The organism is Nonomuraea rosea (assembly GCF_039539705.1).
GTDB classification, from domain to species: Bacteria; Actinomycetota; Actinomycetes; order Streptosporangiales; family Streptosporangiaceae; genus Nonomuraea; species Nonomuraea rosea.
The window spans coordinates 1-26,957 of record NZ_BAABDQ010000054.1 but is presented as its reverse complement, the minus strand read 5'-3'; the positions used below and the strand labels follow the sequence as shown (position 1 = coordinate 26,957).

The 26,957-nt window shown below is 67.9% G+C and carries 25 protein-coding genes and 4 pseudogenes; 12 read left to right on the top strand and 17 right to left on the bottom strand.

Translation table 11 applies throughout. From position 1 onward, the window contains the following. The first annotated feature begins 157 nt into the window (after positions 1-157). Both ABEA43_RS60325 and ABEA43_RS60320 read left to right on the top strand, forming a co-directional pair. Complete coding sequence (locus tag ABEA43_RS60325; protein ID WP_345577324.1) at positions 158-2,032, top strand: AfsR/SARP family transcriptional regulator; 1,875 nt, start codon at positions 158-160, stop codon at positions 2,030-2,032. Positions 2,033-2,276: 244 nt separating this feature from the next. Then, positions 2,277-2,468: a hypothetical protein gene (locus ABEA43_RS60320; RefSeq protein WP_345577321.1), complete on the top strand. Its 192-nt coding sequence runs from the start codon at positions 2,277-2,279 to the stop codon at positions 2,466-2,468. 21 nt (positions 2,469-2,489) lie between these two features. Here ABEA43_RS60320 and ABEA43_RS60315 read toward each other — a convergent pair whose 3' ends face one another. From ABEA43_RS60315 to ABEA43_RS68490, 6 genes and pseudogenes are all read right to left on the bottom strand, one after another. Further along, positions 2,490-2,750 (bottom strand): integrase core domain-containing protein, encoded by a 261-nt coding sequence (locus ABEA43_RS60315; protein ID WP_345577318.1) that lies wholly within the window; start codon positions 2,748-2,750, stop codon positions 2,490-2,492. After that, positions 2,747-3,607, bottom strand: coding sequence for a hypothetical protein (locus ABEA43_RS60310; protein ID WP_425570654.1), 861 nt, complete (start codon positions 3,605-3,607; stop codon positions 2,747-2,749). The genes ABEA43_RS60315 and ABEA43_RS60310 overlap by 4 nt, the downstream gene beginning before the upstream one ends. A gap of 41 nt (positions 3,608-3,648) precedes the next feature. Then, positions 3,649-3,834 (bottom strand): annotated as a pseudogene (locus tag ABEA43_RS68500) (IS701 family transposase); the annotation flags it as partial. 191 nt (positions 3,835-4,025) lie between these two features. Further along, a complete protein-coding gene (locus ABEA43_RS68495) occupies positions 4,026-4,424 on the bottom strand; it encodes a DUF2750 domain-containing protein (RefSeq protein WP_425570658.1) in 399 nt (132 codons plus the stop codon). Positions 4,425-4,490: 66 nt separating this feature from the next. Further along, complete coding sequence (locus ABEA43_RS60300) at positions 4,491-5,543, bottom strand: integrase core domain-containing protein (RefSeq protein ID WP_345577310.1); 1,053 nt, start codon at positions 5,541-5,543, stop codon at positions 4,491-4,493. Positions 5,544-5,724: 181 nt separating this feature from the next. Then, positions 5,725-6,078 carry an integrase core domain-containing protein gene (locus ABEA43_RS68490; RefSeq protein WP_425570653.1) on the bottom strand — a complete coding sequence of 118 codons (354 nt, stop codon included), beginning with the start codon at positions 6,076-6,078 and terminating at the stop codon, positions 5,725-5,727. Here ABEA43_RS68490 and ABEA43_RS68485 point away from each other — a divergent pair. Next, complete coding sequence (locus ABEA43_RS68485) at positions 5,963-6,562, top strand: SRPBCC family protein (protein ID WP_425570657.1); 600 nt, start codon at positions 5,963-5,965, stop codon at positions 6,560-6,562. The two genes, ABEA43_RS68490 and ABEA43_RS68485, sit on opposite strands and share 116 nt — an antisense overlap. On the opposite strand, the pseudogene ABEA43_RS68480 reads toward ABEA43_RS68485, so the two are convergent. After that, positions 6,524-6,658 (bottom strand): annotated as a pseudogene (locus ABEA43_RS68480) (helix-turn-helix domain-containing protein); the annotation flags it as partial. The gene ABEA43_RS68485 and the pseudogene ABEA43_RS68480 sit on opposite strands and share 39 nt — an antisense overlap. 393 nt (positions 6,659-7,051) lie before the next feature. Between ABEA43_RS68480 and ABEA43_RS60290 the strand changes: the two are divergent. Continuing rightward, positions 7,052-7,252, top strand: a pseudogene (locus tag ABEA43_RS60290) (IS630 family transposase); the annotation flags it as partial. Positions 7,253-7,457: 205 nt separating this feature from the next. Here the strand turns inward: ABEA43_RS60290 and ABEA43_RS60285 are convergent. The 3 genes from ABEA43_RS60285 to ABEA43_RS60275 all read right to left on the bottom strand — a co-directional run bounded on the left by ABEA43_RS60285 (position 7,458) and on the right by ABEA43_RS60275 (position 9,799). After that, entirely contained in the window at positions 7,458-8,492 is a 1,035-nt protein-coding gene (locus ABEA43_RS60285) for a hypothetical protein (protein ID WP_345577304.1), read from the bottom strand. 75 nt (positions 8,493-8,567) lie between these two features. After that, on the bottom strand, positions 8,568-9,179 hold the full coding sequence (locus tag ABEA43_RS60280) for a NucA/NucB deoxyribonuclease domain-containing protein (RefSeq protein ID WP_345577301.1): 612 nt from the start codon (positions 9,177-9,179) through the stop codon (positions 8,568-8,570). A 440-nt stretch (positions 9,180-9,619) separates the two neighbouring features. Beyond that, positions 9,620-9,799, bottom strand: coding sequence for a hypothetical protein (locus ABEA43_RS60275; protein WP_345577298.1), 180 nt, complete (start codon positions 9,797-9,799; stop codon positions 9,620-9,622). Between the two features lie 55 nt (positions 9,800-9,854). Between ABEA43_RS60275 and ABEA43_RS60270 the strand changes: the two genes are divergently transcribed. The 3 genes from ABEA43_RS60270 to ABEA43_RS60260 all read left to right on the top strand — a co-directional run bounded on the left by ABEA43_RS60270 (position 9,855) and on the right by ABEA43_RS60260 (position 12,562). Further along, positions 9,855-10,049 carry a hypothetical protein gene (locus tag ABEA43_RS60270; protein WP_345577296.1) on the top strand — a complete coding sequence of 65 codons (195 nt, stop codon included), beginning with the start codon at positions 9,855-9,857 and terminating at the stop codon, positions 10,047-10,049. A gap of 114 nt (positions 10,050-10,163) precedes the next feature. Then, positions 10,164-11,141, top strand: a complete 978-nt coding sequence (locus ABEA43_RS60265) for a DUF418 domain-containing protein (protein WP_345577293.1) — start codon at positions 10,164-10,166, stop codon at positions 11,139-11,141. A 497-nt stretch (positions 11,142-11,638) separates the two neighbouring features. After that, complete coding sequence (locus ABEA43_RS60260) at positions 11,639-12,562, top strand: tyrosine-type recombinase/integrase (RefSeq protein ID WP_345577290.1); 924 nt, start codon at positions 11,639-11,641, stop codon at positions 12,560-12,562. 147 nt (positions 12,563-12,709) lie between these two features. Here the strand turns inward: ABEA43_RS60260 and ABEA43_RS60255 are convergent, their stop codons facing one another. The 4 genes and pseudogenes from ABEA43_RS60255 to ABEA43_RS60240 all read right to left on the bottom strand — a co-directional run bounded on the left by ABEA43_RS60255 (position 12,710) and on the right by ABEA43_RS60240 (position 18,477). Further along, the gene (locus ABEA43_RS60255) at positions 12,710-15,142 is read right to left on the bottom strand and encodes an ABC transporter permease (protein WP_345577287.1); all 2,433 of its coding nucleotides are present in this window, start codon (positions 15,140-15,142) and stop codon (positions 12,710-12,712) included. A gap of 17 nt (positions 15,143-15,159) precedes the next feature. Then, positions 15,160-15,903, bottom strand: coding sequence for an ABC transporter ATP-binding protein (locus ABEA43_RS60250; protein ID WP_345577284.1), 744 nt, complete (start codon positions 15,901-15,903; stop codon positions 15,160-15,162). A gap of 184 nt (positions 15,904-16,087) precedes the next feature. Continuing rightward, positions 16,088-17,321: pseudogene (locus tag ABEA43_RS60245) on the bottom strand (transposase). Positions 17,322-17,520: 199 nt separating this feature from the next. Beyond that, complete coding sequence (locus ABEA43_RS60240) at positions 17,521-18,477, bottom strand: hypothetical protein (RefSeq protein WP_345577281.1); 957 nt, start codon at positions 18,475-18,477, stop codon at positions 17,521-17,523. Positions 18,478-18,658: 181 nt separating this feature from the next. Between ABEA43_RS60240 and ABEA43_RS60235 the strand changes: the two genes are divergently transcribed. Together ABEA43_RS60235 and ABEA43_RS60230 are read left to right on the top strand one after the other, a co-directional pair. Beyond that, entirely contained in the window at positions 18,659-19,210 is a 552-nt protein-coding gene (locus tag ABEA43_RS60235; protein ID WP_345577278.1) for an RNA polymerase sigma factor, read from the top strand. After that, positions 19,207-20,019: a hypothetical protein gene (locus ABEA43_RS60230; RefSeq protein ID WP_345577275.1), complete on the top strand. Its 813-nt coding sequence runs from the start codon at positions 19,207-19,209 to the stop codon at positions 20,017-20,019. The genes ABEA43_RS60235 and ABEA43_RS60230 overlap by 4 nt, the downstream gene beginning before the upstream one ends. A gap of 148 nt (positions 20,020-20,167) precedes the next feature. Here the strand turns inward: ABEA43_RS60230 and ABEA43_RS60225 are convergent, their stop codons facing one another. Continuing rightward, positions 20,168-20,809 (bottom strand): tyrosine-type recombinase/integrase, encoded by a 642-nt coding sequence (locus ABEA43_RS60225; protein WP_345577272.1) that lies wholly within the window; start codon positions 20,807-20,809, stop codon positions 20,168-20,170. Between the two features lie 165 nt (positions 20,810-20,974). On the opposite strand from ABEA43_RS60225, the gene ABEA43_RS60220 reads away from it, so the two are divergent. After that, positions 20,975-21,820, top strand: a complete 846-nt coding sequence (locus tag ABEA43_RS60220) for a hypothetical protein (RefSeq protein WP_345577269.1) — start codon at positions 20,975-20,977, stop codon at positions 21,818-21,820. Between the two features lie 477 nt (positions 21,821-22,297). Here the strand turns inward: ABEA43_RS60220 and ABEA43_RS60215 are convergent, their stop codons facing one another. After that, positions 22,298-23,404, bottom strand: coding sequence for a helix-turn-helix domain-containing protein (locus tag ABEA43_RS60215; protein ID WP_345577265.1), 1,107 nt, complete (start codon positions 23,402-23,404; stop codon positions 22,298-22,300). A gap of 195 nt (positions 23,405-23,599) precedes the next feature. Here ABEA43_RS60215 and ABEA43_RS60210 point away from each other — a divergent pair, with 195 nt between their 5' ends. After that, positions 23,600-24,145 carry a hypothetical protein gene (locus ABEA43_RS60210; RefSeq protein ID WP_345577262.1) on the top strand — a complete coding sequence of 182 codons (546 nt, stop codon included), beginning with the start codon at positions 23,600-23,602 and terminating at the stop codon, positions 24,143-24,145. Positions 24,146-24,276: 131 nt separating this feature from the next. On the opposite strand, the gene ABEA43_RS60205 is transcribed toward ABEA43_RS60210, so the two are convergent. Further along, on the bottom strand, positions 24,277-24,825 hold the full coding sequence (locus ABEA43_RS60205) for a hypothetical protein (protein ID WP_345577259.1): 549 nt from the start codon (positions 24,823-24,825) through the stop codon (positions 24,277-24,279). Between the two features lie 135 nt (positions 24,826-24,960). Between ABEA43_RS60205 and ABEA43_RS60200 the strand changes: the two genes are divergently transcribed. Then, positions 24,961-25,878, top strand: coding sequence for a hypothetical protein (locus ABEA43_RS60200; protein WP_345577256.1), 918 nt, complete (start codon positions 24,961-24,963; stop codon positions 25,876-25,878). Positions 25,879-26,957: the final 1,079 nt, after the last annotated feature.

Sequence of the window (26,957 nt, the reverse complement as noted above, 5' to 3'; positions counted from 1 at the left end):
TGTGCGGGAGGGCGGTCACATTCCAGTCAGTTCTTGTGCACAGACGCCGCCCTACGATGGCCCGTGGCCTGGAGGTTTCGTCAGACGCGCGGGCGCCAAGGGGAGGCTGCCCGCGGACACGAGGACCGCGCGACGGGCATGGGGAGGACGATCGATCATGAGTACGGGGTTGCGATTCGCTTTGCTGGGACCGGTCCGGGGGTGGCGCGGTGAAACGGAGCTGGACCTCGGCGCGCCCCAGCAGCGGGCGGTGCTCGCTCTCCTGTTGTTACGCGAGGGTGAGACCGTGTCGATCGATGAGCTCGTGGACACGCTGTGGGGGGATCGGGCGCCTGGATCCGCGCGGGCCATCGTACGCACCTATCTGTCCCGGTTGCGCCGCGTCTTGTGCTCCGGCGAGGACGAGGACCGGGTGATCAGGTCGTCGGGCGGCGGTTACGCCATATCGCTTGGTGCGGCGGGCGTGGACTGGGTCTCCTTCTGCGGGCTCGTACGCGAGGCACAGGCGATGCGCGCGGGAGGGAACCCGGCCGAGGCGGCCGACCTGTTGCGCAACGCCCTGCGGCTGTGGAGAGGCACCCCCCTGGGCGGAGCCCGCGGCGACTACATCGACCAGGAACGCACGCGCTTGGCCCAGCACAGGGTGGCGGCGCTGGAGGAACGACTGGCGCTTGAGCTGGAGCTCGGCCAACATGCCGAGGTCAATGAGGAGCTGGCCGCGGCTGTCTCCGCCGAGCCCATGCGGGAGCGGCTGCGAGAGCTGCAAATGATCGCCCTGTTCCGGTCAGGCCGGCAGGCGGAGGCGCTGTCGGCCTACGACGAGGTACGGCGAATGCTCGCCACGGAACTCGGCATCGACCCCGGTGCCGGCCTGCGCGAGCTGCATCAGCGCATCCTGCGCGCCGACCCCGGGCTCGCCGCGACGACGCGGTGCCCGGTTGCGGCCTTGCCGGCTGGGCGGCCGCCCGCCCAACTGCCGGCGGCGCCGCTCGGTTTCGTGGGCAGAGCGGCGGAGCTGGAGGCCATCGAGAACACGCTGCGTCTCACCGGAGGGACGCCGGTTGTGGCGATCACCGGGCTCGGCGGCATGGGAAAGTCCGCGCTGGCCGTCCAGACCGCGCACGCGATGCGGCACCGGTTTCCCGACGGCCAGGTCTACGCCGACCTCGGGACCTCCAGCGGCCGTCCGGCGGCTCCTGCCGCGGTGCTGGGCTCGTTCCTCCGCTCGTTCGGCGTGCCGGAGGAGCGGCTGCCCACCTCTCTTGAGGAGCGGGTGGCGTTGTGGCGAACCGTGCTGGCCGATCGGAGTGTACTGATCGTGCTGGACGACGCGAGCGACGCGAATCAGGTACGTCCTCTGCTGCCGGCGGCGCCAGGCTGTGCCGCGATCGTCACCACCTGGAGGCACCTGATCGACCTGTCCGGCGTCCGCTGGTTCCGGCTCGACGCCCTGCCGCGGGGCGACGCGCTGGAGATGCTGGCCAGGCTGGCCGGCCACCGGCGAGTCCTGGAGGAGCGGCCGGCCGCCGTCGAACTGGTCGACCTGTGCTCGCACCAGCCGCTGGCCGTACGCGTGGCCGCCGACCTGCTGCAGGCCAGACCGCACTGGACGGTACGGCAGGTCGGTCGGCGGCTGGAGGACGACCTGTACCGGCCCGCGGGCGCGAACGACGACTACGCCTTGATCGAGGCGCCCTTGCTGCTGGCGCAGAGCCGGCTCGGCCCGCAGCAGGCCACAGCGTTCCGGCTCTCCGCGCTGCCCGACTACGGAGAGCTGGCGGCGGACTCGGCCGCAGCGCTGCTCGACCTGCCGAGATCTCAGGCGCACCGGCTGCTGGAGTCGCTGGTCGAGGCACATCTGCTGCTGGCCGGCCCGTACGGGACCTATCGCTACCACAGCCTGGTGCGGGCGTTCGCCAGGCGACAGGCCTGGACACGCGAGGGCGTCGAACGATGCGAGGCCGCGTTGAGCAGGCTGCTGCGCTTCCACTCACAACGCCCCACGGCCGCAGCGGCCCTGCCCATGGCCTGATTCGGGTGATGATGACAAGCCCATCACCGCCGCTCGCCGAGTTTGGCGGTGATGACCGCCCTGGCCTCGGTGCGGGAGTCGTAGAGGCGTCCTAGGGCCGGCCGCCAGCTCGACCGGGCCGCATCGAGCTCGCCGACGGCATTGCACCCGCCGATAATGTCATCCGGTCAGGTCATGGCCCTGCTGGGGGAGCGCCTGACGCGCAGGATCTCCAGCCGCTCGGAGTGCGGCATGATGATCGTTCGTGCTCTTTCGTCTGGCCTATCTCGCCGTCACGAATTCCTTCGCCGCGCTGCGGTTGCTGCCGGTGGGCGATCGAGAGAAGGACGTCGAGATCCTCGCCCTCCGCCATCAGATCACCGTTCTCGAACGCCAACTCGGTGCCAATACCAGGGTGAGATTCGCTCCTGCGGACCGTGTGCCGCTCGAATATTGAGTTACGTGGTTTGAGCTGCGGTTATGCGGCGTTGTGGTATTCGTTGATCATTCCTGTGACGATGGGTTTTCGGTGGATGGATCGTAGGTTGTCTAGGTCGGAGGCAGGCTGCGTTGCGATGTCCGGGGGACGTTGGTTCCGGGACTGGTGTGGACGGTGCCCGTTGTAGTGGATCAGATACTCGCGGAGCACGAAGGTCAGGTGGCGTTCGTTGAGGATCAGGATCCGGTCCAGGAGTTCACGGCGCAGGGTACCGATGACGCGCTCGCAGATCGCGTTCATCCTCGGCGTCCGCGGCAGCGCAGTGATGCTCCGTAGCCCTTCAGCTGTGTAGACCTCACGAAAGGTCGAGTGACGAGCGGGTCCCGATCGTGGATCAAGAACCGCAGCCCGGAGATGCGGTCACCCAGGTCCATGACCAGGTTGCGGGCCTGCTGCATCGTCCATGCTCCGGTTGGGCGCGCGGTTACTCCGGCCAGGTGCAGTTTCCGGGTGCCGTGCTCAATGAAGATCAGCACATACAGTCGCTTGAGCAGCACCGTCTCGACCACCAGGAAGTCGCAGGCGAGGATCGCGTGGGCTTGGACGGTCAGGAACTGCCGCCAGGTCGGCCCGCTTCGGCGGGGCGCGGGATTAATGCCGGCGGCGTGCAGGATCTCCCACACCGTGGAGGCCGCTATCGAATAGCCCAGGCGCGCCAGCTCACCCTGGGTTCTTCGGTGCCCCCAGGTTGGGTTCTCCCGCGCCATCTGCACGATTAGTGCCTTGACCGGCCGGCGAGTGCACGGGCGTCCCGGGTGCCGCCGGTCGGTGAAGGTCCACTTACGCCTCACGAGAGTGCGATGCCAGCGTAAGATCGTCGCCGGAGTGACCGGGAACAGCTCCGCCCATCGGCAGCTGCTGATCAACCGCGACAACGCCGCGAGCCAGAGCCGGTCGCTGTGACCCCACCGCGGACGGCCATTGAGCTGCCGACGGAGCACCTCGTTCTCCTGACGGAGCACCAGCAGCTCAACGTCCTTGGACAGATCAGAGCGGATCGGCACGGTCACCAGGCCGAACAAGCCCCTCAGCAACCGGCAAATCAGCGACAACAACACCTCGAGATGGTCGCAGCCGCCGCCCTGATCACGCAGCAAAACCCCAGTTCACAGCACGAAACCGTATTTTCGAGCGGGACACGGTTCAGCAGCCGCTGCGTGGCGGCCGGACGTCGATCGCCGATCCACTCGGCGATCGTCCAGCCGTTACGTCTGGGCAACTCGGACAGGACGGCTCGGATGTACTTGGCGGCCTGCAGTCGGGGCTCGATCCGGCTGAACATCGGCGCCAGCGCGGTCATGAGGTCGTCGAGGTTCCGTTGCACACACCTGGCCTCTACGATGAGGGCGGCAGCCGCTTTAGATCTTGTTCTCGTCACACAGACATGATCACGAGCGGCTGCTCTCGTTGTCCTGGGAACCCATCAGAAGATCGCAGCGCCCAGCGCGCGTCATCCCAGCTCACACAGCAGATGGCGGCTGCCGTACTAGGGATGGATACGTCCTTGGGCCGAATCTACCGATCGTATGGTGGCTCGCCGAGCGCGTGGATGAGACGATTGACTACTTCCCCGACAGTGAAGTCCCATCCAGTTAGGCGCTGTCCGCTCCAGTTGATCCCTACCCGTAAGTCATCCTTAGCTAGATCTGGCAAAGCCACGCTTCGCCAATGATCCAGTGGCATTGGAACAGCTCGAAATTGAGGACCCCATAGTTGGGCGGCGCGCTGCGCACGGGCCTTCGACGACCAATAAGGGAAAGCTGGTTGCCCAGAACTTGCGGCCGGGGTCGGACTGCCATCGTCGTCTCGAACCCACCAAACGGTACGAGTCCGAGCAATCTCACGGAAGAAGGCCGCTGCCTGAGCCCCGCTTGTGCTCACGTGAATCCTCCTAGATCGCTCCGACTGCAGCATCACGCTTGAGCGCGACACCGGAGGGCCGTGCCGCTCGAATATTGAGTTACGTGGTCTGAGCTGCGGTTACGCGGCGTGGCGGTATTCGTTGATCGTGCCTGCAACGACGGGTTTTCGGCGGATGGATCGCAGGTCGTTGAGGTCGGTCACGTCGTGGGCGGGCTGCGTGGCGATGTCCGGGGGACGTTGCTGCCGGGACTGGTGCGCTCGGTGCCGGTTGTAGTGGATCAGGTACTCCTGGAGCACGAGGGCCAGGTGGTGTTCATTGAGGATCAGAATCCGGTCCAGGAGTTCACGGCGCAGCGTGCCGATGACGCGCTCGCAGATGGCGTTCATCCTCGGCGTCCGCGACAGCGTGGTGATGATGCGCAGCACTTCGGCTTCGAAGACCTCCCTGAAGGCGGAAGTGAAAAGCGGATCCCGGTCGTGGATCACGAATTGCAGCCCGGAGATGCGGTCACCCAGGTCCATGACCAGGTTGCGGGACTGCTGCGCCGTCCATGTTCCGGTCGGGTGTGGGGTCACTCCGGCCAGGTGTAGTCGCCGGGTGCCGCGTTCGATGAAGATCAGCACATACAGTCGTTTGAGCAGTATGGTCTCGACCACGAGGAAGTCGCATGCGATGATCGCGTGGGCTTGCGCGGTCAGGAACTGCCGCCAGGTCGGCCCGGCTGGGCGGGGCGCCGGATCGATACCCGCGGCGTGCAGAATCTCCCACACTGTGGAGGCCGCGATTGGGTAACCCAGGCGTGCCAACTCGCCTTGGATTCTTCGGTGCCCCCATGTCGGGTTCTCCCGGGCCATCCGAATGATCAGTGCCTTAATCGGCTGGCGGGTGCAGGGCCGTCTCGGGCGCCTCCGGTCGGTGAAGGTCCACTTACGCGAGACAAGATTGCGGTGCCAGCGCAAAATGGTTGCCGGGGTGACCGGGAACACCTCCGCCCACCGGCGACGGCGAACCAGCCGAGACAACGCCGCAAGCCAGAGCCGGTCGGCTTGACCCCACCGTAGTCGACCACCGAGTTGACGGCGCAGCACCTGATTCTCGTGACGGAGCACCAGCAGCTCAACGTCCTTCGACAGATCAGCGCGGACCAGCACCGCCAGCAAGCCGAACAAGCACCTCACCAACCGATAGACCAGCGACAACAACACCCCGCGATGGTCGCAGCCGCCGCCCTGATCATGCAGCAAAACCCCAGTTCGGAGTACGAAATCGTGTTTCCGAGCGGGACACGGGAACTTCGGCCCTGCGACGCTTCGACGAAGTTGCCTCTTGCTGCTTCGATGTCGGCCAAGATCACTTCCCACACCTGCAGGGATACCCCCCGCGCTGGTATTCGTTGATCAGCCCGCCGAGGACGTGGCGGCGCTTGATTCGGTCCGTCGGCAGCGGGATCACGTCGGAGTCGTGATCGGTGGGAACTCGGAGGCCGAGGGAGCGGTGTGGCCGGTGGCGATTGTAGTGATCGGTGTATTCGTTCAGCACTGTACGAAGGTGCCGCTCACCGAAGATCAGCAGCCGGTCGGTGCATTCCGTGCGTGCCGTGCGGACCCATCGCTCGGCGAACGCGTTCTGTGATGATGAGGCGGGCGCCGTGGCCGGTGCCTTCGGTGAGCTCCCCCACCCACCGGCCAAAGTCTGGCGCGCCATCACCCAGCCAGAACACCTCGCCCACTGGTTCCCCGCCGACGTCACCATCGACGGCGACCACATCGCGAGGCGCTCGTGGCGGGATCTTCAGCACCTGAATGTTGTCGCCTGTGAACACCTCATCGAAGCTGCTGGTGAACTTCGTGTCCCGATCGCGTATCAGAAACCGGAACGAGCCGGCCCGGTCCTTCAGGTCGGCGAGGAGATTGCGGGCTTGCTGGGTAACCCATGCGCCGTCAGGGTAGGCGGTCACGCCGAGCACGTGCACGAACCGGGTGCCGACCTCCACCACGAAGAAGATGTACGCCCGGCGCAGCGTGACGGTGTCCACCGTGAAGAAGTTACACGCCAGCGTGCTCGCGGCGTGGGCGCGGAGGAAATCGCGCCAGCGGTCGTTGGCGCGTCTCGGTGCAGGGCCCAGGCGCGTTCGTTTCAGGATGCGGCGGATCGTCGCAGCGCTGACTTGGTGGCCCAGGTGCCGTAGTTCGCCTCGGATACGCTCGTAACCCCAGCGAGGATTCTCCCGCGCCAGTCTCTGGATCAACGCCACGATCGCCGGATCGGTCGCAGGTCGTCCCATCCTCCGGTGCGGGTAGGTCCAGTGGCGTGCGATCAGGCGCCGGTGCGAGCGCAGCAGCGTCCCTGGTGTCACCAGTCGGTGGGCGCGCAGCGCCGCCGGCAGTTCTCGGGCCAGCGCGGACAGCACCGCTCGATCCGCCCACGACAGCCTCGGACGGCGAACTTGACGATGCAGCACGCCGATCTCGTGCCGCAGCACGAGGATCTCCATGTTCTTGGTCGCGTCGCCACGAGCCAGCAGGGTCAGCCAGTCCAGAATGCGGCAGAAGATCATATAGAAGAGACAGAGTGTCACGAGCCTCGAGCATGTCCGACCCGGGCCACCGCTCCGACCAGGAAGCCAAGACAACCCGCAGCTCACGACCGTGAACGGGAGTATTGACACCTTCAGGCGCTGAACCGGCCCGCCGTGAGCCGTCGCACCCTGTATCGGCGGGTGCGGCAAGTGGCCATCTGGCGGCGGCCGAAGCTGATCGCCAAAGGTGACCTGGATCGCTGGCGGTCCTGCTCGACCTCACCGCCCGGCCGCGCGCGCTGCCGGGTGGGGCGGTGGTGTGGGCCGCCGATGAGACCCACGTGCACTGGCTCCAGAAGCTACGCTGCAACCCCAGCAAGTCCAGCCACCTCTGCAAGGCCATCGCCGTCTTTCAGAACCACCGCGTCGTGCAAGCCGAATAAGGATGAAAGGTTCATTTGATGTTGTAGAAGTATCAGGTTTGTAGCGGTCAGAGTCGAGCCCTTGGGCGTCGATCAGAATACGGTCGATGGTGACATCTTCCTTTTACCGCGAAAGCCCGAGGTTAGAGGCTGTCCCCGACCATCCGCACGAGGGCCAACCGAAACCTGGCCCATTCGTCATGCAGTGCGGACTTCACGTTCGACAGTGCATCGAAGTCGTGGCATCCCCTGTGGGCTGCGTGAAGAGCCGAGCGAATGGCAATGGCGGCATCCATTGGGGCACGTTGTGAGCCGCCTGCTGCCTCCCATGCCTGACACTCGGCCTTCTGTAGTGCTCGCAGTCCTTTCAGTTCTTCTGAGGAGAGGGTCTGGCCGCTGCTCAGCCTGGCACAGGAGGTGCCGACGACATCGTGTCCGAGCCCGAATCGGTCAGACATTTCCCGCGCGATGTGGAGGAGCGCCCTCCGACGGACTGGTTTGGCAGCAGAGCGCAGGAGCGCGTTGAGTTCCGCATCGACGAAGGCCAGGAGCGGTGGGAGGATCTCGTCCGGTGGGATTGGGTGGTCCACAACGAAGGCTTGCCGCTCTCGATCTACCCAATCGCCGCTCATGCGCGCGCCGGTGGAAACTTCGATAAGCGACATCGCCGCGGCTCTTGCCGGCATCGGGCCACCCGAGAGTGGATCGGTGTGTGTGGCGAGGAGTTCCCGCACGGCGGTCGGGACTTCGCCATGGGCGACGTCGTTGTAGATGTAGTCGGGCCAGTCGAAGACGGTGTGCCCGCCGGTGGCGTGACTGAGGCGGTCGTGGCCGTTGAAATTCCAGGACACGCTCCACACCTCAGCCGATTCGCTGAGGGCTTCCCGAACGGCGGTCTTGTTTCCGTACTCGTCGTTCGACTCGAGCAGCAGGACGCTCCCGTCTCCCTCACCGACGAAAAGAACCTTAGCGGGGCGGAACGGCGGTGCTCCTTCGCGCACGGACATGGCCACCAGTTCGGGGCTTCCTCCGGTGCAGAGCCGGGCTCCCAGGTCGTCGAGATCGAGGGAGCCGCTCAGAGAGCGGACCACGGTCCAGCACATTCCGCTCCAGGATAGCCATGGGTAATCTTCCAGGAACTTCAGGTAACGCGGAGCCCATTCTTCGGGAACAGGCACATCGGCACCTCGACGGGGAGGAAATGCTGGCCGGTGACGAACGGGAATGCGTCACCGGCCAGCATGTTACTCAGTTCACCGGCTCACCGCAAAGCTCCTCTCGGCTTGGCGGAGGTGAGCCGCCGCTGATCGGGCCGAAGGTGTTGGAGAACGTGTCTCCCACGAGAATGCGATCCTTTGATAGAAGTGCGTCTCCAGCGCGCCGCCTGCATCCCGATTGTGTGAGGTCGGGATGGGGCAGAGGGCGTATGCGTTACTTTGGAGCATGCGGACCTTGGAGCGCTCATATGTCGACGCGAAGGGGAACTCGTCGCACTGGTAGCTGTTCGGCCCGTCTTTGCTGGAGTATCCGGGCCACATTTTGTTACAAGTTGTGTTGGTGTTGGCCTGGTTGGAGTTTCTGTTTACTTGGGTGGTCCTGTGGAGAATCCGGTACTCGCGGGTGGGATCTTGTTTGCAGCCGGGAATGTAGTACTTGTTTGCGTAAGCGGGATAGGTCTCGCCGTCTGGATCGGTGCAGGCGTTCCAGTAGTTCCAGAAAGCCTTGTCGTATGTCCGCCCCAGGTTCCATTGGATGTAGGGAGTCACCTTGTGGAATATGCATCCGCCTTGGTTCTGGATATACCAGGCGGTGTCGCAGCGAACATTGGTGCTGACCTGTGCCTGCGCCTGGCTGAGGTTGCTCACGTACTTAGTTTCAGATGCCCGCAGGAAAAGGTAGCCCCGGAACGCGAGATCCGCTACGGGCCAAACACTTCGTCAGCTTCACAAGCATCCGAGCATGGGCCAATTTCCCCAACTGGCCAGTGACCACCGCGTACAACTCACCACCCTGGTTCGCGTCATTATTCACGACCTTGAACGGATCAAGAATGGGATGGCATCCACTGCCCGGCCGTCCCGTATACGACCGTTTCCGGGACGACTGTTCGCCCAGGTCAGCCGAACTCGTCCGACTCAGACGGACCACTGTCGTGGTACGGGTCGGACCAGTCGTCGTCCTCGTGGTGCCAGTAATAGCGCTGCCCGCCTCTGGGCTCCCCCGCGATCGCCACAGCCGACGGCTTCCAGGCGCTGCCAGCCTGCCCTCTCCAGCATGGCCAGACTGTCCAGGACTGCGAGAATTCTCAGCCGGGGGAGCCCTTCCTGACGGGGCCAGGATCAGGCCGGCCAGGATGCGCTGCTCGCCCGCTCGCCCGCTCGCCCGCTCGCCCGCTCGCCCGCTCGCCCGCTCGCCCGCTCGCCCGCTCGCCCGCTCGCCCGCTCGCCCGCTCGCCCGCCACCGCGCTGTCGCGGACAGCGGTCATGGCTTAGGTGTGGTGCTGGAGGGCCTGCTGCAGGTCGGCCAGGCCGCTGCTGAGCGTGGTGGTCGCGGCCGGCACCGGACCCCGCCGCGGCGTCGAACAGGTCCAGGGCGCCGTCGACACCGGCGGCGTGCGCGAAAAGCACGCCGACATCTCAGCGGCCAACATCTGCGCTGAATCGGCCGAAAGTACGGTCGCAGACCGTGAGACCCGACTTGTGGTCGATGTCCGCGCTAAGCCCGCAGCCGCATGATGAGGCCCCATGCCCTATGAAGATCACGCTCCGGGACTGAACGCCGGAGATCTGACCCGCGCTCCCAGCGTCCCCTCCACCCGCGCCGGGGCAATGGCAGGGGAGACCCCGCACATGGCTTCCCCCGGCCGGCCGCGTATCGCCGCGCTCGACGTTCTGCGCGGGTTCGCACTGTGTGAGATCCTGCTCGCCAACATCCAGCTGATAGCCGACGGCGGCACTGCAGTCGCGGTGCAGCCCATGGGGGACTGGGACCCTTGGCTCGGGCTCCCGATCTTCTCCCTGCTGTTCGGCATCGGGTTCTCCCTGCTGCACGACTCCGCCGCGCACCGTGTCCCCCGCCCCTGGCTGGTCCTGCTGCGCCGGCTCCTGACGCTGCTCGCGATCGGCCTGGTGCACATGCTGCTGTGGCCGGGCGAAGTCCTGACCAAGTACGCCATCGCCGGCTTGCTGGTTCTGCTGCCCTCGACCTGGCTGCCGCGGTGGGCCGTGGCCGGCCTCGCCGCCGCGCTCATGACGGTGGCGGTGATCAGCGGGGGCGGCCCCCTGCTCATCGCAGGGCTGTTCCTGCTGGGCTCGGCATTGGTCCGATACGGGGTGATCGAGAAGATCGAGCGGTCCACCCGAGGCCCGCTCCTGCTGGGCCTGGCCTTCGCGGCGGGACTGGCCTCTGCCCTATGGGTACAGGCCGGCATGCGGGCCGTCGGGGCCACGACGTACCTGCCTGCCACGACCACCCTGGCCGATCTGCTGCTCGCCGGCATATACGTGTGCGTCCTGCTGGTCCTGCTCAGAACGCCGCTAAGACCGGTGCTGCAGTTCGTCTTCGCGCCGCTGGGCCGGATGGCACTGACCAATTATGTGACCGCCACACTCCTCGTTCTGGCGGCCAGTCACATCCTCGGCCTGCCGATCGGCCAGTCGTCGTCGGCGGCGTTCCAAGCCGCGGGAGTGATCCTTGCGGCCCAGTGGCTGTTCTCCACCCTCTGGCTGCGCCCCTATCGCCAGGGCCCCATGGAGTGGCTGTGGCGCTGGGTCACCTGGGCCCGCCGTCCCACCCTGCGCATCCCACGAGCTGAGCCCATCACGTGACAACCTTCGCTGCTCGACAGGCACGGGCCGGGATCTGATCCCCGGGATCGGGCTGCCTGCAGCGAACCCCGAGTATGCACTCTTTGCAGTTGAATGACTACTCTTAGTTATTGCATGTGCTTCGGCATCGCCAGCTCTAGCCACTTCGTGGCGAGGCTGCGACGGGTCCGCGCGGAAGGAGATGTCGCAGGGGCCGCTGAAGGGGGGCGGGGGCGATGTACTCGGCGAGGGCCCGGCGGCACCAGGCGGTCACGTCGGGGCCCGCTCCGCCTCGGAGCCCTGCTGCAGCTGTCCTCCCAAGGAGGCGACGCTCCCACATCGGCAAGCCCCGTCCGCGCAGGTCATCGCTGTGCGGTTTCGGGTCGAGCCTCGTCGAGCGCGATTGACCGCAGATACTTGGCGATTATCCCCGATAGCGTCGATGTCGTCCTGGAGGAATGTCCTCGCCCGCGAGGGCCAGACTCCATGGTTATCTGCGATAGAGCGCGGAGGCGGTCGTGGGGGTCGTCCAAAGGATCGGAGCCGAACGGCAGGCGCCGGTGTTCAAGGACGCGGTCGAGCGGTTCCTCGCCAGGGTGCCCAACCTCAACACTGCCCGGTCCTACGCCACTGCGCTGCGCGCCCTGGTCGCGAGGTTCGGCCCTTTTACGCCGGTGATCGCTCTGGAAGGGGAGGTGGCGGCAGACCGGGTCGCCGCCTGGTTCATCGAGCAGTGGGGATCGCGCTCAGCGGCCACCGTCAACGCCCGGCTGAACGCGCTGGCTTCGGCGAGTGGCTGGTGGCGGGACCAGGGCTGGATCGCCGAGGACCCGTTGCGTCGGCTCAAGCGCCGCCCGGTCGAGGCCGACCGCACCCGGTCGCTGGATCGTGCCGAGGTCGCCGACTTGCTCGGCCGGGAGGGAATCGCGTTACGCGAGCGGACCTTGTGGCGGCTGCTGTATGAGTCGGCGGCGCGGGCCTCCGAAGTCTTGGGACTGGATGTGGAGGAGCTGGACCTGCGCAACCGGCGAGCCCGGGTACGGCGCAAGGGTGGCGCGGTCGACGTGATCGTGTGGCGTACCGGCACCGCTCGGCTGCTGCCTCGCCTGCTGGAGGGCCGCCGGGCGGGGCCGGTGTTTACCACCGACCGGCGGGCCCGGGTGGAACTGCCGCCGGCCGACATCGATGCGGGCAGCGGGAAGGCGCGGCTGTCGTATCGGCGGGCGGCCGAGCTGTTCGAGGCCGCCACCGGCGGCTGGACGCTGCATCAGCTGCGGCACTCGGCGCTGACCCACGCGGCCGAGGACGGCGCGAACACCTCCACCCTGTTGGCCTACTCCGGGCACACCTCGGTCGCCTCGCTGGCCCGCTACGCCCGGGTCTCGTGTGAAGCGCTCGCACGCTGGCAGGCTGGGCGCGACCCCGCCGCACGCAAGCGGTGAAGCCCGGGGGTAGAGACAACGGCCAGGAGTCGTGTCCAGGCCGTACACCGTCAACCAACACAAGATCATCAAAGCGGTGCCGCTCTGTACTCTCAACCTTTGTGATCTCTGACGGCCAGGCCATGCGTGACCCGAGCTGCCATGTCGCTACGGGCGGGGTGGCTGTAGCGCGGTTCTGGCTGGGATGACCGAGGCGGCGACGGCGAGCAGGAGGCAGATGCCGATGACCGCGCCGATGATGGGCCAGGGAAGGATCATGCTGACGGTCATGCCGATCATGTTGGTCAGTCCTGTGGTGATGCCGACCAGCGCCGTCACGGCCACCGCGATGCCGAGCAGCGCGCCGATCGCGACCACCAGGGTCGACTCCAGGGCGACGGTCCGCAGCACCTGGCCGGTGGTCGCGCAGGAAAGGCGCAGCACGCGCAGATCGGTGGTCCGGTTGGCGGTGGCCATCAGCAGCGTGTTGGCGATGGAGATGGCGCTGTAGCCCACCGACAGCCCGACCAGGATGAGCACGAAGACCCAGACCAGTTCGTCTTCATGTTCCTTGATGCCGGCTATTCGGTCGGTGACCTTCTCGATGACGGCTCCGGTGTCCGCTGGGACAGCAGTGGGGGTGGGGAGGTAGACGGGCTCGGTCAGTGCGGATGGATCGTGATCGCGGACAGTCTGGCGGGTCAGCAGGATGTCGGCGGGGGCCTTGTTGAGCACCGCGACCACGGTGAGCCGCAGGCTCTGCCCGTCCTCGAACGCCACCGGCGCGGCGGTGCCGACGCGCCAGCCGCGCTCGCGAGCGGCCCACTCGGCCACGGCCATCGTCTGGCCGCCTCGTAGGTCCTGCAGGTCGCCGGCGATCACGTCCGCCTTGGTCCGGCCTGCCACGCCGATCGCGCTGAAGGGTCTGGCGCCTGTGTAGACGGTGGTCGGCAGCGTGGAGGAGCCTCCCGCGGCCGAGACGGCGGCGTCGGTGAGGCCCGGTGTGTCCTGCGGTGCGAGCACCCACTGCGCCTGGACGGCGGCGGCCCGGCGCAGCCCGTTGGCCCCGACGTTGGTTTCCACCATCCCGGTGACCAGCACCGCGAAACCGACCGTGACCAGTACCGGCGCCGCTGTCGATGCGGTGCGCCGGACAGCGGTCAGCGCGCCCTGGCGCACCAGCATGCCGATCGCTCCGCTGCGGACCGGCCACGACACGGCGCGCACGAGCGGCGGGATGACCGCGGGCGCGAGCAGCGAAAGCCCGACGATCAGCGTTCCCGCCGCGTAGAAGGAGTACTGGATCACGCTGTCGGACTCTCCGGCGATGAAGACACCGAGCACCACTCCCACGAGGGTGAACAGCGCTCCGAACACCCACCGGCCGGCGGTCATCGGGCGTTCGTCCACCACGGCCTCACGCAACGCCTCCAGCGGCGCCACCTTCGCGGCCCGGCGCGAAGCCGCCCATACCCCGAGCTGGGCCACCGCCAGCCCGGCGGCGAAGCATGCCAGCATCGGCCACAGCCGGATCTCCACGGCAAAGCTCCGCGGTTGGAATCCCAGATCGACGAGGGTCTGGCCGAAGCCGGGAGCGCACGCCGTACCGACAGCGACCCCGACCGCGGCGGCTGCCACGCCGATCACCAGCGCCTCGCCGTGCATCAGGGCGCGCATCTGGCGCGGGGTCGCGCCCACCGTCCGCAGCAGCCCCAGTTCCCTGCGCCGCTGCGCCACGCCGAACGCGAAGGTGGAGGCCACGATGAACACAGCCGTGAACGCCACCAGGATCGCCATGCCGCTGAGGATCTGGTAGCCGAACCACCGTGTCTGAACGTCCGCCACAGGTTCGGTCGCCGATCTGGCCTCACCGCTCAGGACCAGCCCCTTGGCGCCGACGACGGCTCGGGCCGCACGCTTGATCGCCGCGACGTCTGCACCGGCTTCGGCCGCCAGGCCGATGACTCGCACCCCGCTGGCCCGCGCCTGGGCGAAGTAGTAGCCGGGGCCCGCGACCGTGCCGGACACCGAGTAGGACGCCGGTCCGTCGGCGGTGAGCACCGTCACCTGCCGGCCGGGTGCCAGCCCGAGCGCGCGGCTCACGACGACCTCATCGGGGCCGGCCGGGGGCTTGCCGGCGGCCAGCCGGTACGGTGCGAGCGCGGCGCTGGGCCACAGGTATCCCTGGGTGGCACCCGTGACGGGTTTGCCGCCGATGACCGCCTGGGCGTAGAAGGTCCGGTCGGACACGGCCGCGGCCACCCCCGGGATCCGGCCGAGCCGCTCGGTCAGGGACCGCACCTGCTCGGGCGACCAGGGCTTGTCCGGGTAGAACAAGCCGTTGACCTCTCCGCCGGTGGAGGGTGTCTTGACCAGGACGGCCGCCCCTGCGTACCGGGCGGGAACCTGAGGTTGGGCGGAGGCGAAGACCAGTCCCGTCATGGACAGGATGCCGACCGCCAGGCCGAGCGCCAGGAAGGTGCCGGCCAGGCTGCCCCAGCGGCCGCGCGCCAGATCCCAGGCCAGGGCGAGTGAACCGCCACCGCGCCCCCCGCGGCCTGTCGCGCCCTGGACCTGCCGCGCTGCGCGCGGCGCTGACACATGTTCTTGGGCCCGCTTCAGCATGCCGCCGCCTCCAGGCTCGCCATCCGGGCCGCGATCGTCTCTGGCCCGGGGGCTCCGGTGAGTTCGTCCACCACCCGGCCGTCGGCCAGGAACAGCACCCGGTGGGCGTACGCGGCCGCGACCGGGTCGTGCGTCACCATGATCACGGTCTGATTCTGGTGATCTACGATCCCGCGCAGCAGCTTCAGCACGGATCGGGAGGTCGTGGTGTCCAGAGCGCCGGTCGGCTCGTCGGCGAAGATCACCGCAGGTTTGGTGACGAGCGCGCGGGCGATCGCCACGCGCTGCTGCTGGCCGCCGGACAGCTCACTGGGCCGGTGCCTGGCCCGCTCGGCCAGCCCGACCTCGGCCAGCGCCGCACGCACCTGCTCCACGCCGGGCCGGCGCCCCGCCAGGCGGAGGGGGAGGGCGACGTTCTGCTCTGCGGTCAGGGCGGAGACCAGGTTGAAGGACTGGAAGACGAACCCGACCCGCGCGCGGCGCAGCAGCGTCAGCTCGTTCTCCGTCAGCGTGCCGAGGTCAGTGCCGTCGATGACGACTTTGCCGTCGTTGGGCCTGTCCAGCCCTGCGGCGCAGTGCAGCAGCGTGGACTTTCCCGAGCCGGACGGGCCCATCACCGCGGTGAAGGTGCCCGGCGCGAATCCGGTGGTCACGGCGTCCAGCGCTGCCACCGCCTGGTCGCCGGAGCCGTACACCCTGCTCACCGACCACAACTGGACCATATCTGTCGATGTCATGCCTCGATCCAACCGGCGCGGGGATCTTGGCACACGGGCGCTGAGGCGAGAAACGCCGGTAGACCCAGCACTACCTCCGGTCCAGGACGCTCCCATTGACCAGGCCCGGGAGACACGCTGTATGCGACGTCACCGTCGAGTCCGCGCAGCCGATCCGTGGCTGAATTGCGAGGTGGCAGGCCTGTCAGCCGTTGATCTCATCGCCATGAACATCGCCGGGGTCTCCCAAGGGCCGCAGGCCTCCGGGCAGCTCAGGCAGGGCGAAGGAGTAGCGGCCCAGCATGTTCACGTGCGCGTGGATGAAGGGCGAAAGACGGACGATGTCTTCATCGCGCACGTCGAAGCCCTGTGCTCGCAGCTGGGCCACGGCGGCGTCCATGTAGCGGGTGTTGAACAGCACCACGGCGTTGAGGACCAGGCCGAGTGCGCCGAGCTGGTCTTCCATGCCTTCGTGGTAGCGCTGGTACAGGTGGCCGCGTTTGCCGGGGAAGATCCGCCGGGCCAAGGCGTGGCGGCCTTCTTGCAGGTTGGACTGGGCCTTGATCTCGCGCCGGTAGGCGGGCTCGTCGGCCATCCGCAAGATGTGCAGAGTCTTGGGATACGCCCGTAGTGGGCGATCGCATCGCCGCGCGGGGTGGGCCCGCCATCGCGTGACAGCATCCGGATGACGTCGTGGGCGCGTACCGCCCCGGTGTGGATGGAGGCGATGGCCCGGCAGATGTCATCCCAGTGGCGCTCGACCTTGTCCAAGGCGATGCGCCCGCGCGCTGTCTGCTGCAAGGGCCCGTAGTCGGCGCGGGGGTCGATGCGCCACAGCTTCTGGTCGGGCAGGTCGGCCAGCTGCGGGTCGTAGGAGAACCCGGCCAAGGTGAGCAGCCCATAGACGATGTCGCTGTAGCTGGAGGTGCCGGTGACGATCGTCTCGGGGCGTTTGCCGCCGTCGCGGTCATACAGCACGTCCACGACGTACAACGAGTCGCGCGGGGTGCCGGCCACGACCATGCCGCCAGGCCGGACGCCTGGTCGTTCAGCATGTTCAGCCAGGTTGCGCCGCGGCCCCGGCCGAAGTACTTGGGGTTGGGCCGAGCGTGGATGGTGGCCGTGGGGACGACGAAGCGCATCCCATCGACCGAGGCGACCAGCCCACCACCCCACGCCCGCGCCAGACCGATGCCGGCCTGGGCGTCGATGAGGGTGGCGTTGGCGGCCTTGTAGGTGGCCAACCGCAGGTAGGTCTGATCGACATGGGACAGCCGGTCGCGCCTCAGCGCCTTCGCGCCGCCGATGACGGGGGGCATCCCGACGTTGCAGCCGTGCGCCACCAGCAGCGCGGCGATCGAGATCGGAAGGTCGGCCAGCCGGGCCGCCTCTCCGGTGATGGAGGTGAACGCGGCATCGGCGCCGGTCCAGGAGAACACCTCCAGCAGCACCTCGGGCAGATCCGGGGCATCATCGCCTCCACCGCCGCCCGCAACGCCACCAGGCTGTCGGGTTCGGGGACCAGTTCCAGCGCCGCCAGGTGCAGCCGCCCGTCGGTGCCCATGCTCGCGCTGGTGTTAGCCGGCAATCGCCCGGCGACCTCCCGGTACGCCGTATCCAGCGCCTCGGCCTGCAGGGTCAGGTACGCGCCCGGCTGCTCGGGCAGGCGCAGGCTGGCCAGCACTGTGGGCCGCAGCGCCTCCCACGCCGGACCCTGCAGGAGTTTGGCGCCCGGGTCACCCCACTTGGAGGAGTTGATCGCGAAGATCTCCCGGCGGCGCAGCAGCCGGTGGAACTGCTCCAGCACGCAAACGCGTACGCCTTCCAATCCACCAGCCCTTCTTGCAGGTGAGGCGCACGCAGCACCAGGCGCCGCCATGACCCTGCCAGCAGCGAGACGTCGATCTCATCAGGGGTGACGCGCTTGCGTTCCATCAAGGCGGGCAGCGCCCGCAAAGCGGCCAGCATCGGCCGGCCCTCGGCGGTGGCTCCGAACTCGATCACCTCACACAACCTCGACAGGAAGGGCCGGACCATGGCGAAGCGGCCTACGAGCATCGCCCGCCACGCCTCGTCGGCATCTGAATCGGTCGGCGGGGTCAGCTCGATGATCGCCTCAAGGGCCGCGGTCAGCTGCTGGCGCGGCACGACCGCCTCAATCGCCGCCCACACCTCATCGACCGATGCCGGCCCCGGCGCGAGTACCTCGCCGGTGGCGACATCGACCCGGTCATCGGTGGCCTCGATCAGCACCCGCACCGCCTCGGCCAGCGTGGCCGAGGCCCGCTCCACCCGCGGCAGTGTGCGCAGCTTCTCCTTCGACGACTCCCGCTCTGCACGCGCCAGCAGCCGGGTGGCGATCAGCAGATCCAGCAGGTCAAGAGCATCATCGACCGACCGGATGGTCAGGTGCACCATCGTGGCCAGCAGCGTGGCGAGCTTGCGCTCGACACCGTGCCGATCGATCAGCGTGGCCTTGCCGTCCATGCCGTAACGCCATAGCTCAGCCAACCGCCGCGGCGGGATCACCGATACATCCACCTCACCGACGCCGAGCGCGGCGATCTCCGCCACCCGCTCCAGCGCCTTGTCCATCTGCGGTCCTGAGGCCTTCACCACCGGACGATCCCCCGGTCGTGGTGCTCGATCGAGGCGGATCTGGATCAGGGCGCAGGGGCCCGGCAACCTGATTCCGGCGGCACTGAAATCATCCAGTCTCTGCAGGACATGTGTGGGGTGTCGGATGCCCCTGGTCTTGTAGAGAGGAAGTGAGTTCGTGCGACCACCTGACAACAGGCGTCGCCGCTTCGAGGAGTTGTACCAGGCCAATCATGATCCGGTGCTCGGGTACGTGGTACGGAGGACGGCGAACGGCCATGATGCGGCGGACATCTTAGCCGAGACCTTTATGACCGCATGGCGGCGGCTGGACGACGTGCCTGCAGGCGAGAAGGCCCGCCCCTGGCTGTTCGGAGTGGCGCGCCGGGCGCTCGCGAATCATCACCGCGGTGAACGGCGGCACACGGCACTGACCGCCCGGCTGGCATCCGAGCTGAGCGCCATCCAGCGGCAGCCGAGGGAGGAGTCGGCCGACATGGATGCCCTGGCGAAGGCATTCGAGGACCTGTCCGATGGCTACCGAGAAGTGCTGTCGCTTGCGGATTGGGAGGGCATGTCTATCGCCGAGATCGCAGTTGTGCTGGGCTGTTCGGCCAACGCCGTACGGATTCGCCTGCATCGGGCCCGTCGCCGCCTGGCCCGCGCTCTCTCGGTGGACCCTCCAGGACGTGCAGCGCGCGCCCGGGTACCGGAAGGAGACTCCGCATGACCAAGATTTCGATCAGCCGCCTCAACCCCTTCACCGACAACGAGCTTGCCGTGCTGGTGAGCACAGGGGCCCGGGACGAACTGGCAGAGCACATCACAGCGGCCACCCCGGAACCCGCACCCCGGTCTTGGTGGCGTCGGCGCCTGATCGTCGGCATTCCGCTCATGGGGGCGGCGACGGCCGCCGCAGTCGTCGCCTTCTCGTCCGGCTGGGTCGGGCCGCAGCGCGCCGAGGCGGCGGCCCTCTCTTTCCAGCGAGAGGGCGGATACCTCGTCGTCCGGGTGCAGGACCCGAACGCCGATCCCGAGCGTTACCGGGAGGAGTTCCAGCAGCGAGGAATGGACATCGACCTCAAGCTGGCGCCCACCAGCCCGGACAAGGCCGGCAAGGTCCTGTTCATCGAGGACGGCGACGATCCCGCCGGCCGACTCGAGGCGGTTGAGGGCTCGTGCGGGGAGCGCACATGCTCGGTGGCCGTCAAGGTGCCGATCAGCTACCGGTCCCACGCCAGCATTGTCTTCGGCCGTGCGGCGGAGCAAGGGGAGATGTACGACACGGGCCCGGGCGACGAGCCAGGCGCAGGCATCGGCCTACCCGGCATCGACAAGTACACCGTGGCGGAGGCGGCCGCCATCCTCCGCGCGCGTAACGTGCCCATCGAGTACCGCTACCGATACAGAGGTTCCGACCGGCCGTACCCCAACGGCATCCCCGCCGAAAAAGTCGATCCCAACTGGTACCTCTACGACGGTCTGCCAGGCTCGGAGAACCAGGCCATTCTGTTCGTAGGCCCGGAACCCAAGGGTTGAGGCCGCCGCCGAGATCGACTTGCCGCTGCCGAGGTCTCCGCTGATCGCGATGGATCGCTGCGTGTACATGAACGCCTTTCATCGCCGCCGGGCTCATCGCCCGGCAGGGTGCACTGCTTCACGCGGCCAGTCAGGGCCACATCGACGATCACCCCAAGCCGGGTGCACGAGACGAGCCACTCGCCCTGGAGTGCCTAGTCGAAGACGCGATTGACGACGGCGGCTTGCTCGGCTGTGCCAGCGCGGAAATACCGAGCCGAGGTGCCGAGGAGGCGTGGCCGAGGAGGGCCTGGACCTGAGCGACGTCGGCACCGCCTTCGCGCAGCCGGGTGGCGTAGGTGTGGCGGAGCCGATGGGGGCGCAGGCCGGGAAGCTTGGCATCGTCGCCGACGGCCAGCACAACCTGGACGATCCCGGAGATGGTCAGGGCTCCGCGCTGGCCGATCCACAAGAGGCCGGGTTGGCGGCCGCGGATGTCGAGCCATGCAGTAATGCGGGCCCGGGCGGTCGGTGGGATCGGGACTGTGCGGACTTGGTCGCCCTTGCCGTGCAGGCGGACCGTGCCGGTGCGGGCGGTGATCGCGATGTCGTCGGCCTCCAGCCGTACGCACTCCTCCTCGCGAGCTCCGGCATACAGCAGGACTGCGATGATCGCCGCGTCGCGGGCGCCGCGGCGGGTGGCGGCGCGTTCGACGGCGCCCTGCTCGGTGGTGGTGAGGGCGTCGGGCTCGCCCGGTTTGGGGACGGTGGCGCGTTTGACGTCGATGCGCAGCCCCATTTGGGCGTACATGAGGGTGAGCGCGGCGATCCCCTGGTTGATGGTGTTGGGCGCGGCCCGGTCGTCGATCAGGTGCCGCCGCCAGGCGGTGACCGCGGCCTCGGCGCCGACGATCGACGTGGACGCTGAAGCTCAAGGCTTGACGTCCATGCCCCGATCATGGTCCATGATCGGGGCATGAACGCCTTAATCCGGGCGGCCCTGGTGGGGGCCGTGATCGGGATCGGGGAAGCCGCCCTGGCGCAAGTAGTGGATGACAACATCCTCGTGTTCCTGGCGATGCTGGCCATGCCCTTGCCCGCGGGCACGCTGCTGACCCTCTGGGGCAGGCTGCCCTTGTGGTGGCTGATCTCGATCCTGGGACCGGTCTTCGTCGTCATGGGCTTCATCGCGGCTCCGGTCCCGCCCGCCGGGATCGCGGAGATGGGCGGGTGGGGCAGCCTTCTGGCCTTCATGGGGATAGGAGCGGTCGGCTACCTGCTCGCCGGGGCCACGGCGCTGCCGCTGCGCATGGTGACGCGCCTGGTTACCATCGGGACGGTCCTCGTCCTCGTCATCGCCGCCGTCCTGGGAGAGAGACCCCTCTCGGCGCTGGTCGCCGCACAGACGATGGCGCGTGAACAAGTGCCCGTCATCGCCACCGACCAGCCGGAATACCGTCTCGACTCCGTCGACGAGGCGGAAGGGATCCTCTTCCTCCACTACGAGCGCCGGCGCGATGGTCTGGAGGTGGCCGTCACCGTCCAGGCACCTTATGGGCTGACGGCCGAGCAGGCTTGCGGCTCCGAGGTGCGGGGCGCGTGCGAGGAAGTAGCCCCGGGAATCTGGGGCGATCATGTGGACCTGGGCTCGACGCTGGTCACCGTGCGGGGGAACGCGCTCGCGGAGGTGACGGGCGAGCTGGCGACGAAGGACGACCTGCTCGCGGTGCTGCGGGACGTGCGCCCGATGGACGCGTGGGAGCTGGCCTGGCTGGCGCTGAAGGACAGCTCCTACGACCAGGGGATGATCGTCGCGGAGTGAGGCGTCCGGGGGCGTCCCGCGCGGCGGTGTCGTAGGACGGCAGGACGGCCCGGGCGGCGGGTTCGACGACCGCCGTGCCGAGGTCGTCCCCGGCGAAGGCCCTGATCGAGTCGAAGGACTCCCAGAGCGTGATGACCTGCAGCTCGACGTGTTCGTCCGTGTCCCGCCGGAGCACGTACGCGCCCCGGTGCCAGCCGGTCCCGCGCAGCTCGGGCGTGCCACCGTGACGTCGAGGCGGTCACCAACGCCATCGGCGCCAAGCCGCGCGGGTAGCGAGCCCAAGACCCGCCTCGGCCCACGGCGACAGCGGGGCGCCGGTATGGCCGGGGCCTGCATCTGCCTGATCCGCTGGCCGCGGCTCTACGTCGTGATCGAGGGCGTCCGGTACGAGGTCGAACCTGCCGACGGCGATACTCCGAGCAGCGCACTGTTCCACGCCTGGTGCGCCGTCGAGTACACCTGCCCGTTTCAAGGTGGTCACCGCCCAAAGTCAGGCCGTGTGACGACATCCCCCGATCGGCAGTTGTCGGCCGTCGCACTCCGCCTCGATTTCGATGAGCTCGCGCGGGAAAGATGGGGGTCTTCACCACGCTGCGCCAGCTGCTCGGCACCGACCGACCCGCAGGTCAGATAGTTGTTGCGGTAGTCGCGGGGTGGGGTGCCGGTGTGGCGCTGGAAGGCGCGGCTGAAGTCGGCGGGGCGGGAGAAGCCCCAGCGGCGGGCGATGGTGGCGATGGTGAGGTGGACGAGGCGGTGGTCGGCCAGGTCGCGGCGGGCCCGGTCCAGGCGGCGGGCGCGGATGTGGGCGGCGACGCTGACGGGATGGTGCTGCTGGAAGATGCGATGCAGGTAGCGCGGGGAGATCCGGTGGGCGGTGGCGATCGTGGTGGGACGCAACTGCGGGTGGTGCAGGTTTTCCTCGATGAAGGCGATGATGCGCAGGTAGAGGGTGTGCGTGGGAGAGTAGAGCGGCGGGTTCTCCCGCTCCAGGTGGTGAGCGAGCACGGCCGTCGTCAGGTCCACCACGATGGTCTCGAGGCGCAGCGCGTCGCATTCGGTGTAGCCGGTGTAGCCGGTGTGGCCGTCGGCCAGGGAGGCGAGGAAGGCCGCGAGGAGGCGGCCGATGCCTTCGGTTCCGGGTAGCGAAAGCGCGCAGAGGCCATTCACCTGATTCACGGGCAGCGGAAGCATCCTCTTGGGGAACTGCAGGTGCACCGTCTCCGCCAGGGACGTCCCGCTGACGATCGCCTCGAATGGCCGGGAGCTGTCGTAGATCACGAGGTCGCCGCGGCGGAGTATGACACTGGCATCGTTCTGCTCTATACCCTGCCGTCCGGCCCGGATGAGACCGACCTGGTAGCACTCCGGGTCGGACCTGCGGATCTCCTTCGATGACCTCCGCGACGTTAACGACGTGTAGGCCAAGGAGGTGACCTGCGCAGCTCCGAGCGGCATGGCACGCAGGCGGGCGATGAACGCCTCAGGGGCAGGGCTATCGATGGCCGTCGGTGCCATCGAGGCGGCGGTGACATCCCGCCAGGCATCCAGGCGGTCTCGTGCGGCGATCGTGGCGCTGTCGAACACAGTGAGCATGGCTCCCCGCCTCCCCCTGATGCGCTTCCAGCGTAGCGAGGCCTGCCGATGTGCGCTGCGTGCGCACGACTGTGCGCCCGGTGCTAACGACAGGGCCGCCGTGCGGCCCGAAACTGGGGCACGAGGCAACCGACACCAACCATTTGGCCTGACTCGGCATCACCGACGGCATGGGGGTAGAAGGTTATGGTCACGCGCAGGACGACGGCACTCAGAAGATTCGGCACTCTCGGCGTCGCGGTGATCGTCGCGGTCGCCAGTCTCATGCTGGGCGCCACGCCGGCGTCAGCTGCCGGAGACACGCACTACGAGAACATGGGGAATCCGGGCTGGTGCCTGGACGGCGACGGGAGCGAGGCTTATCTCCACCGGTGCGGCCATGGAGAAATCGACTTCCAGATGTGGACCGTCGGGGACGCGGGCTACATGAAAGTGAAGCACACGGAGACCGGCGCATGCCTCAAGGCCTTGGCCTGGCCGACGGATCGTGTCGGCCTGGGTTACTGCACCGATGCGGGAACTTCCTGGTATGCGGCGGGCAAGAACGGCTGGGTGAAGTTCGTCAGTGACACCTGGGGCGCCGGCCGGTGCCTCATGCCCACCGGAACGTGGCAGGGGGGACTTTCGAAGTACGACCTCATCGTGGACTGGTGCGACCCCAACAACCACGTCGCCGATCCCCGCGACGTCAATGGCAATGTCCCGAACTGGCTCGCCTGGCGCCGGTTCTAGGTGACTGGTGTACACGTGGGTTGACACGATCCGACCGGCCCGGCGGCCACGACCAGGCGCCGGGCCGCGCCGCAGTGAGCAGGGGTGTCGCCGACCGGCGCCACCGTGGCGGCCGGGCGTGACGCCCGTGGTTACAGCGGTTCGAGCTCGTCGTCGGGGTCCTCGGTCTCGTCGCGGTGGTGCAGGGCCTCGCGCAGCCAGCCCAGTTCGTCGGGGTGGGTGACCACGGTGCTCCAGCGGCTGATCGCCGCGTTGTCGTCGATCTCGTCTTCGCCCTCGTAGGTGCCGGGCAGCCGGACCGCGATCCACGCGTCCTCACCGACGGCCGCTGCGGCGGTGCGCAGCCGCACCACGGATAGATCTTGGGTGAGGCTGTGGTCGTCGCCCAGGTCGTCGAGGTCGATGCCGGACTCGTTGTCGAGGTCGTGGGCGTCGAGCAGCCCGGCGGTACAGACCACGGCCAGGTCAGGGCGCTGCTGCGCCGGTGTGCGCAGGCCCTTCGGCGGCGCCGCGGTACTGCTCGTAGGCGGCCTGTGGGTGCAGGCCAGAGGTGCAGGCCCGAGGTGCTCGCCGAGTGCCCACCAGTCGAGGCCTGCGGCGAGGGCGTCGCGGACGACGGCGGTGACGGGATGTTCGGCGTACTGCCGCAGGTTGGCCGCTGCGGTGCTCGCGGCGGCCATCCTCACCCCCCGCGGCCGCGCACCGGGGCGACCGGAAACCGTCGGCCCCCACCGCTACCGTGTCCGCATGCCCGTACGGTCCAATGACTTCCAGGCGGTCGTCTACGTCATCCGTCACATGTCGATGCCGACGCCGTGGTCGCCGAGTCGGCGATGCTGCCTGACCGTACAGGGGCGGGCCTGCGTGAAGTCGACGTCCTCATCACCAGCCGTGCTCGTGATAGCAGGCAGGTGCGGATCGGGGTCGAGTGCCGTGACCACATCCAGAAGCCGGACATTACCTGGGTCGAGCAGGTGGTCACCAAGCAGGCGGCCTTGGAGCTGGATCAGATGGTGATGGTCTCCTCCAGCGGTTTCACCGCGGGCGCGGTCGCCAAAGCCCGTTACTACGGCATTGAGCTGGTGACGCCGGAAAGGCCGATCCCTGCCGACGGGCCTCTCGGTCAGCTGGGGCAGCCGCACCTGGAATTCCGCGACCTGATTCGAGAACGCCTGATCTCCGTCTCCGGCCAGGTCAGCCGGAATGGGGACAGTCAGGCCATTCCCCTGCCGGCGGGCGCCGCGGTCTTTGACGCCAAGGGCATGGTGCTGTGCAGCGTCGCCGACTTGGTGGGGATCTTTCTGGATGGCGCGGACCTGCGGGAGGTGGTGGCTCAGGCTCCCGGCCAGTCCGTGGAGTTGCGCGTACGGGTGTCCGATTTCGTGCTTCGCCGTGACGAGGGCGGCGATCCAATCGAGGTGTTCATCGGCACCCGGGACGGGCAACTACTGCGCTTGACCGACTTCGACGCCGTGCTCGGCGCACGGGTCGAGGCGCGGCCGGTGCTGCTGGCGGCGGCGGAGCTCCAAGGGACGGCCTACGCCGTCGGCGCGGGACACGTCGGCGATAACCGCGCGTTGGTGATCTTCTCCGATCCCCCTGCGGGAGAGCGCATGTCGGTCCGGGTCACTGACGCTGATGGTCAGGTCAGCGACTGGATTGCTGATCGCTCGACCCAGACCCTGCGCCCGCACACCTCTCCAGCCGGCCCAGAGGCGAACGAAAGGACCTGATTCGCCTGACTAGCGGCCCCTCGCTCAGCCCGGGGTCGGCCAGGGCGCGCATTGCTCCCCGAGGCCGGTCTCGACTCACCACTCGATCCCTATAGACGATCAGCAGCGTGGCGGCTCGCCGTAGCGACGGGAGTTCCAGGCCAAGACCATCCGCCGCGTCCTGGACGCCGCCGGCGCCCGCGACCTGCCCGACCAGCTCGACGCGCCGCCGACCGACACCGGCGAGCAGCATCGCCTGCCCGCACTGGGCCCGGACGCGACCCTCGATCTGCCGGGACTGCTCGCCGATCACCTGCGTACCACTGGTGATGAAACCGCCGCCAGGCCCTCGCCTCCGGGCAGACCATCCGCCGCGGCCACGGCTACTCGGTCCGCATCACGGCCCCGCTCGCACTCCACTGCGCCGCGCTGGAACAGAGCGCTGCCCTCGCCAATGCCAGCCCGACCGAGCGCAAGGCGCACCGCGTGTACGCCGCCCGTGTCACAGCCGTTCAGGCCACCCGACTGCATCCGTCATGACCTGCGAAAACCTTTCGGCGAGACGCATTTGAACGGAAAGTCTCGGCAAGCCGCTCAACGCTGCTCTGTTAACGGGACCTTTCGTTCGGATGCTCGTCATGCCCCTCCACGAACCGGGCCGTCATCTTCGTCCGACCGAAGAACCGGTCGGCGTCGTACGGGGCCAGGCCCAAATAGGGTGCGGCACGGTCATCCGCCACGAGCGCGAAGGACGAATCCGACAACTCGGCGACCACGCTGCGCCACCGCCGCTCCCACTCCCGGGGATCCCCGTCACACGCACGGACGAACGCCAACACCACCGCCAGACTCGGCAGCCGACGCCCAACGGCCGCGTTCGCCAATGCCGCGTGTGGCGGGCGGCGGCCAGGCGCAGCTGATCGCGGTCGGGGCGCTGCAGCCAGTGGATGGGGTGCCGGTAAGAATCGTGCCGGTGCGCCATGGAAAGCGCTGTTTGTCCGAACGGAGGTGAAAGACCACCGTCGCTCTGCCGTCGTAGCGGTGGGGTGAAGCTGGAGGCAGCCTGATCCGGGGATCACCGGGGAGGGTGGGAGCAGCCT

Coding starts and splice junctions, on each gene's coding strand:
- ABEA43_RS60325 (WP_345577324.1), top strand. CDS start 158: ATGAGTACGGGGTTGCGATTCGCTTTGCTGGGACCGGTCCGGGGGTGG.
- ABEA43_RS60315 (WP_345577318.1), bottom strand. CDS start 2,750: ATGAACGCGATCTGCGAGCGCGTCATCGGTACCCTGCGCCGTGAACTC.
- ABEA43_RS68495 (WP_425570658.1), bottom strand. CDS start 4,424: ATGCTGCAGTCGGAGCGATCTAGGAGGATTCACGTGAGCACAAGCGGG.
- ABEA43_RS68490 (WP_425570653.1), bottom strand. CDS start 6,078: ATGGCGCGCCAGACTTTGGCCGGTGGGTGGGGGAGCTCACCGAAGGCA.
- ABEA43_RS60275 (WP_345577298.1), bottom strand. CDS start 9,799: ATGACCGCTGTCCGCGACAGCGCGGTGGCGGGCGAGCGGGCGAGCGGG.
- ABEA43_RS60265 (WP_345577293.1), top strand. CDS start 10,164: ATGGCTTCCCCCGGCCGGCCGCGTATCGCCGCGCTCGACGTTCTGCGC.
- ABEA43_RS60250 (WP_345577284.1), bottom strand. CDS start 15,903: ATGACATCGACAGATATGGTCCAGTTGTGGTCGGTGAGCAGGGTGTAC.
- ABEA43_RS60240 (WP_345577281.1), bottom strand. CDS start 18,477: ATGGACAAGGCGCTGGAGCGGGTGGCGGAGATCGCCGCGCTCGGCGTC.
- ABEA43_RS60230 (WP_345577275.1), top strand. CDS start 19,207: ATGACCAAGATTTCGATCAGCCGCCTCAACCCCTTCACCGACAACGAG.
- ABEA43_RS60225 (WP_345577272.1), bottom strand. CDS start 20,809: ATGTACGCCCAAATGGGGCTGCGCATCGACGTCAAACGCGCCACCGTC.
- ABEA43_RS60220 (WP_345577269.1), top strand. CDS start 20,975: ATGAACGCCTTAATCCGGGCGGCCCTGGTGGGGGCCGTGATCGGGATC.
- ABEA43_RS60210 (WP_345577262.1), top strand. CDS start 23,600: ATGGTCACGCGCAGGACGACGGCACTCAGAAGATTCGGCACTCTCGGC.
- ABEA43_RS60205 (WP_345577259.1), bottom strand. CDS start 24,825: ATGGCCGCCGCGAGCACCGCAGCGGCCAACCTGCGGCAGTACGCCGAA.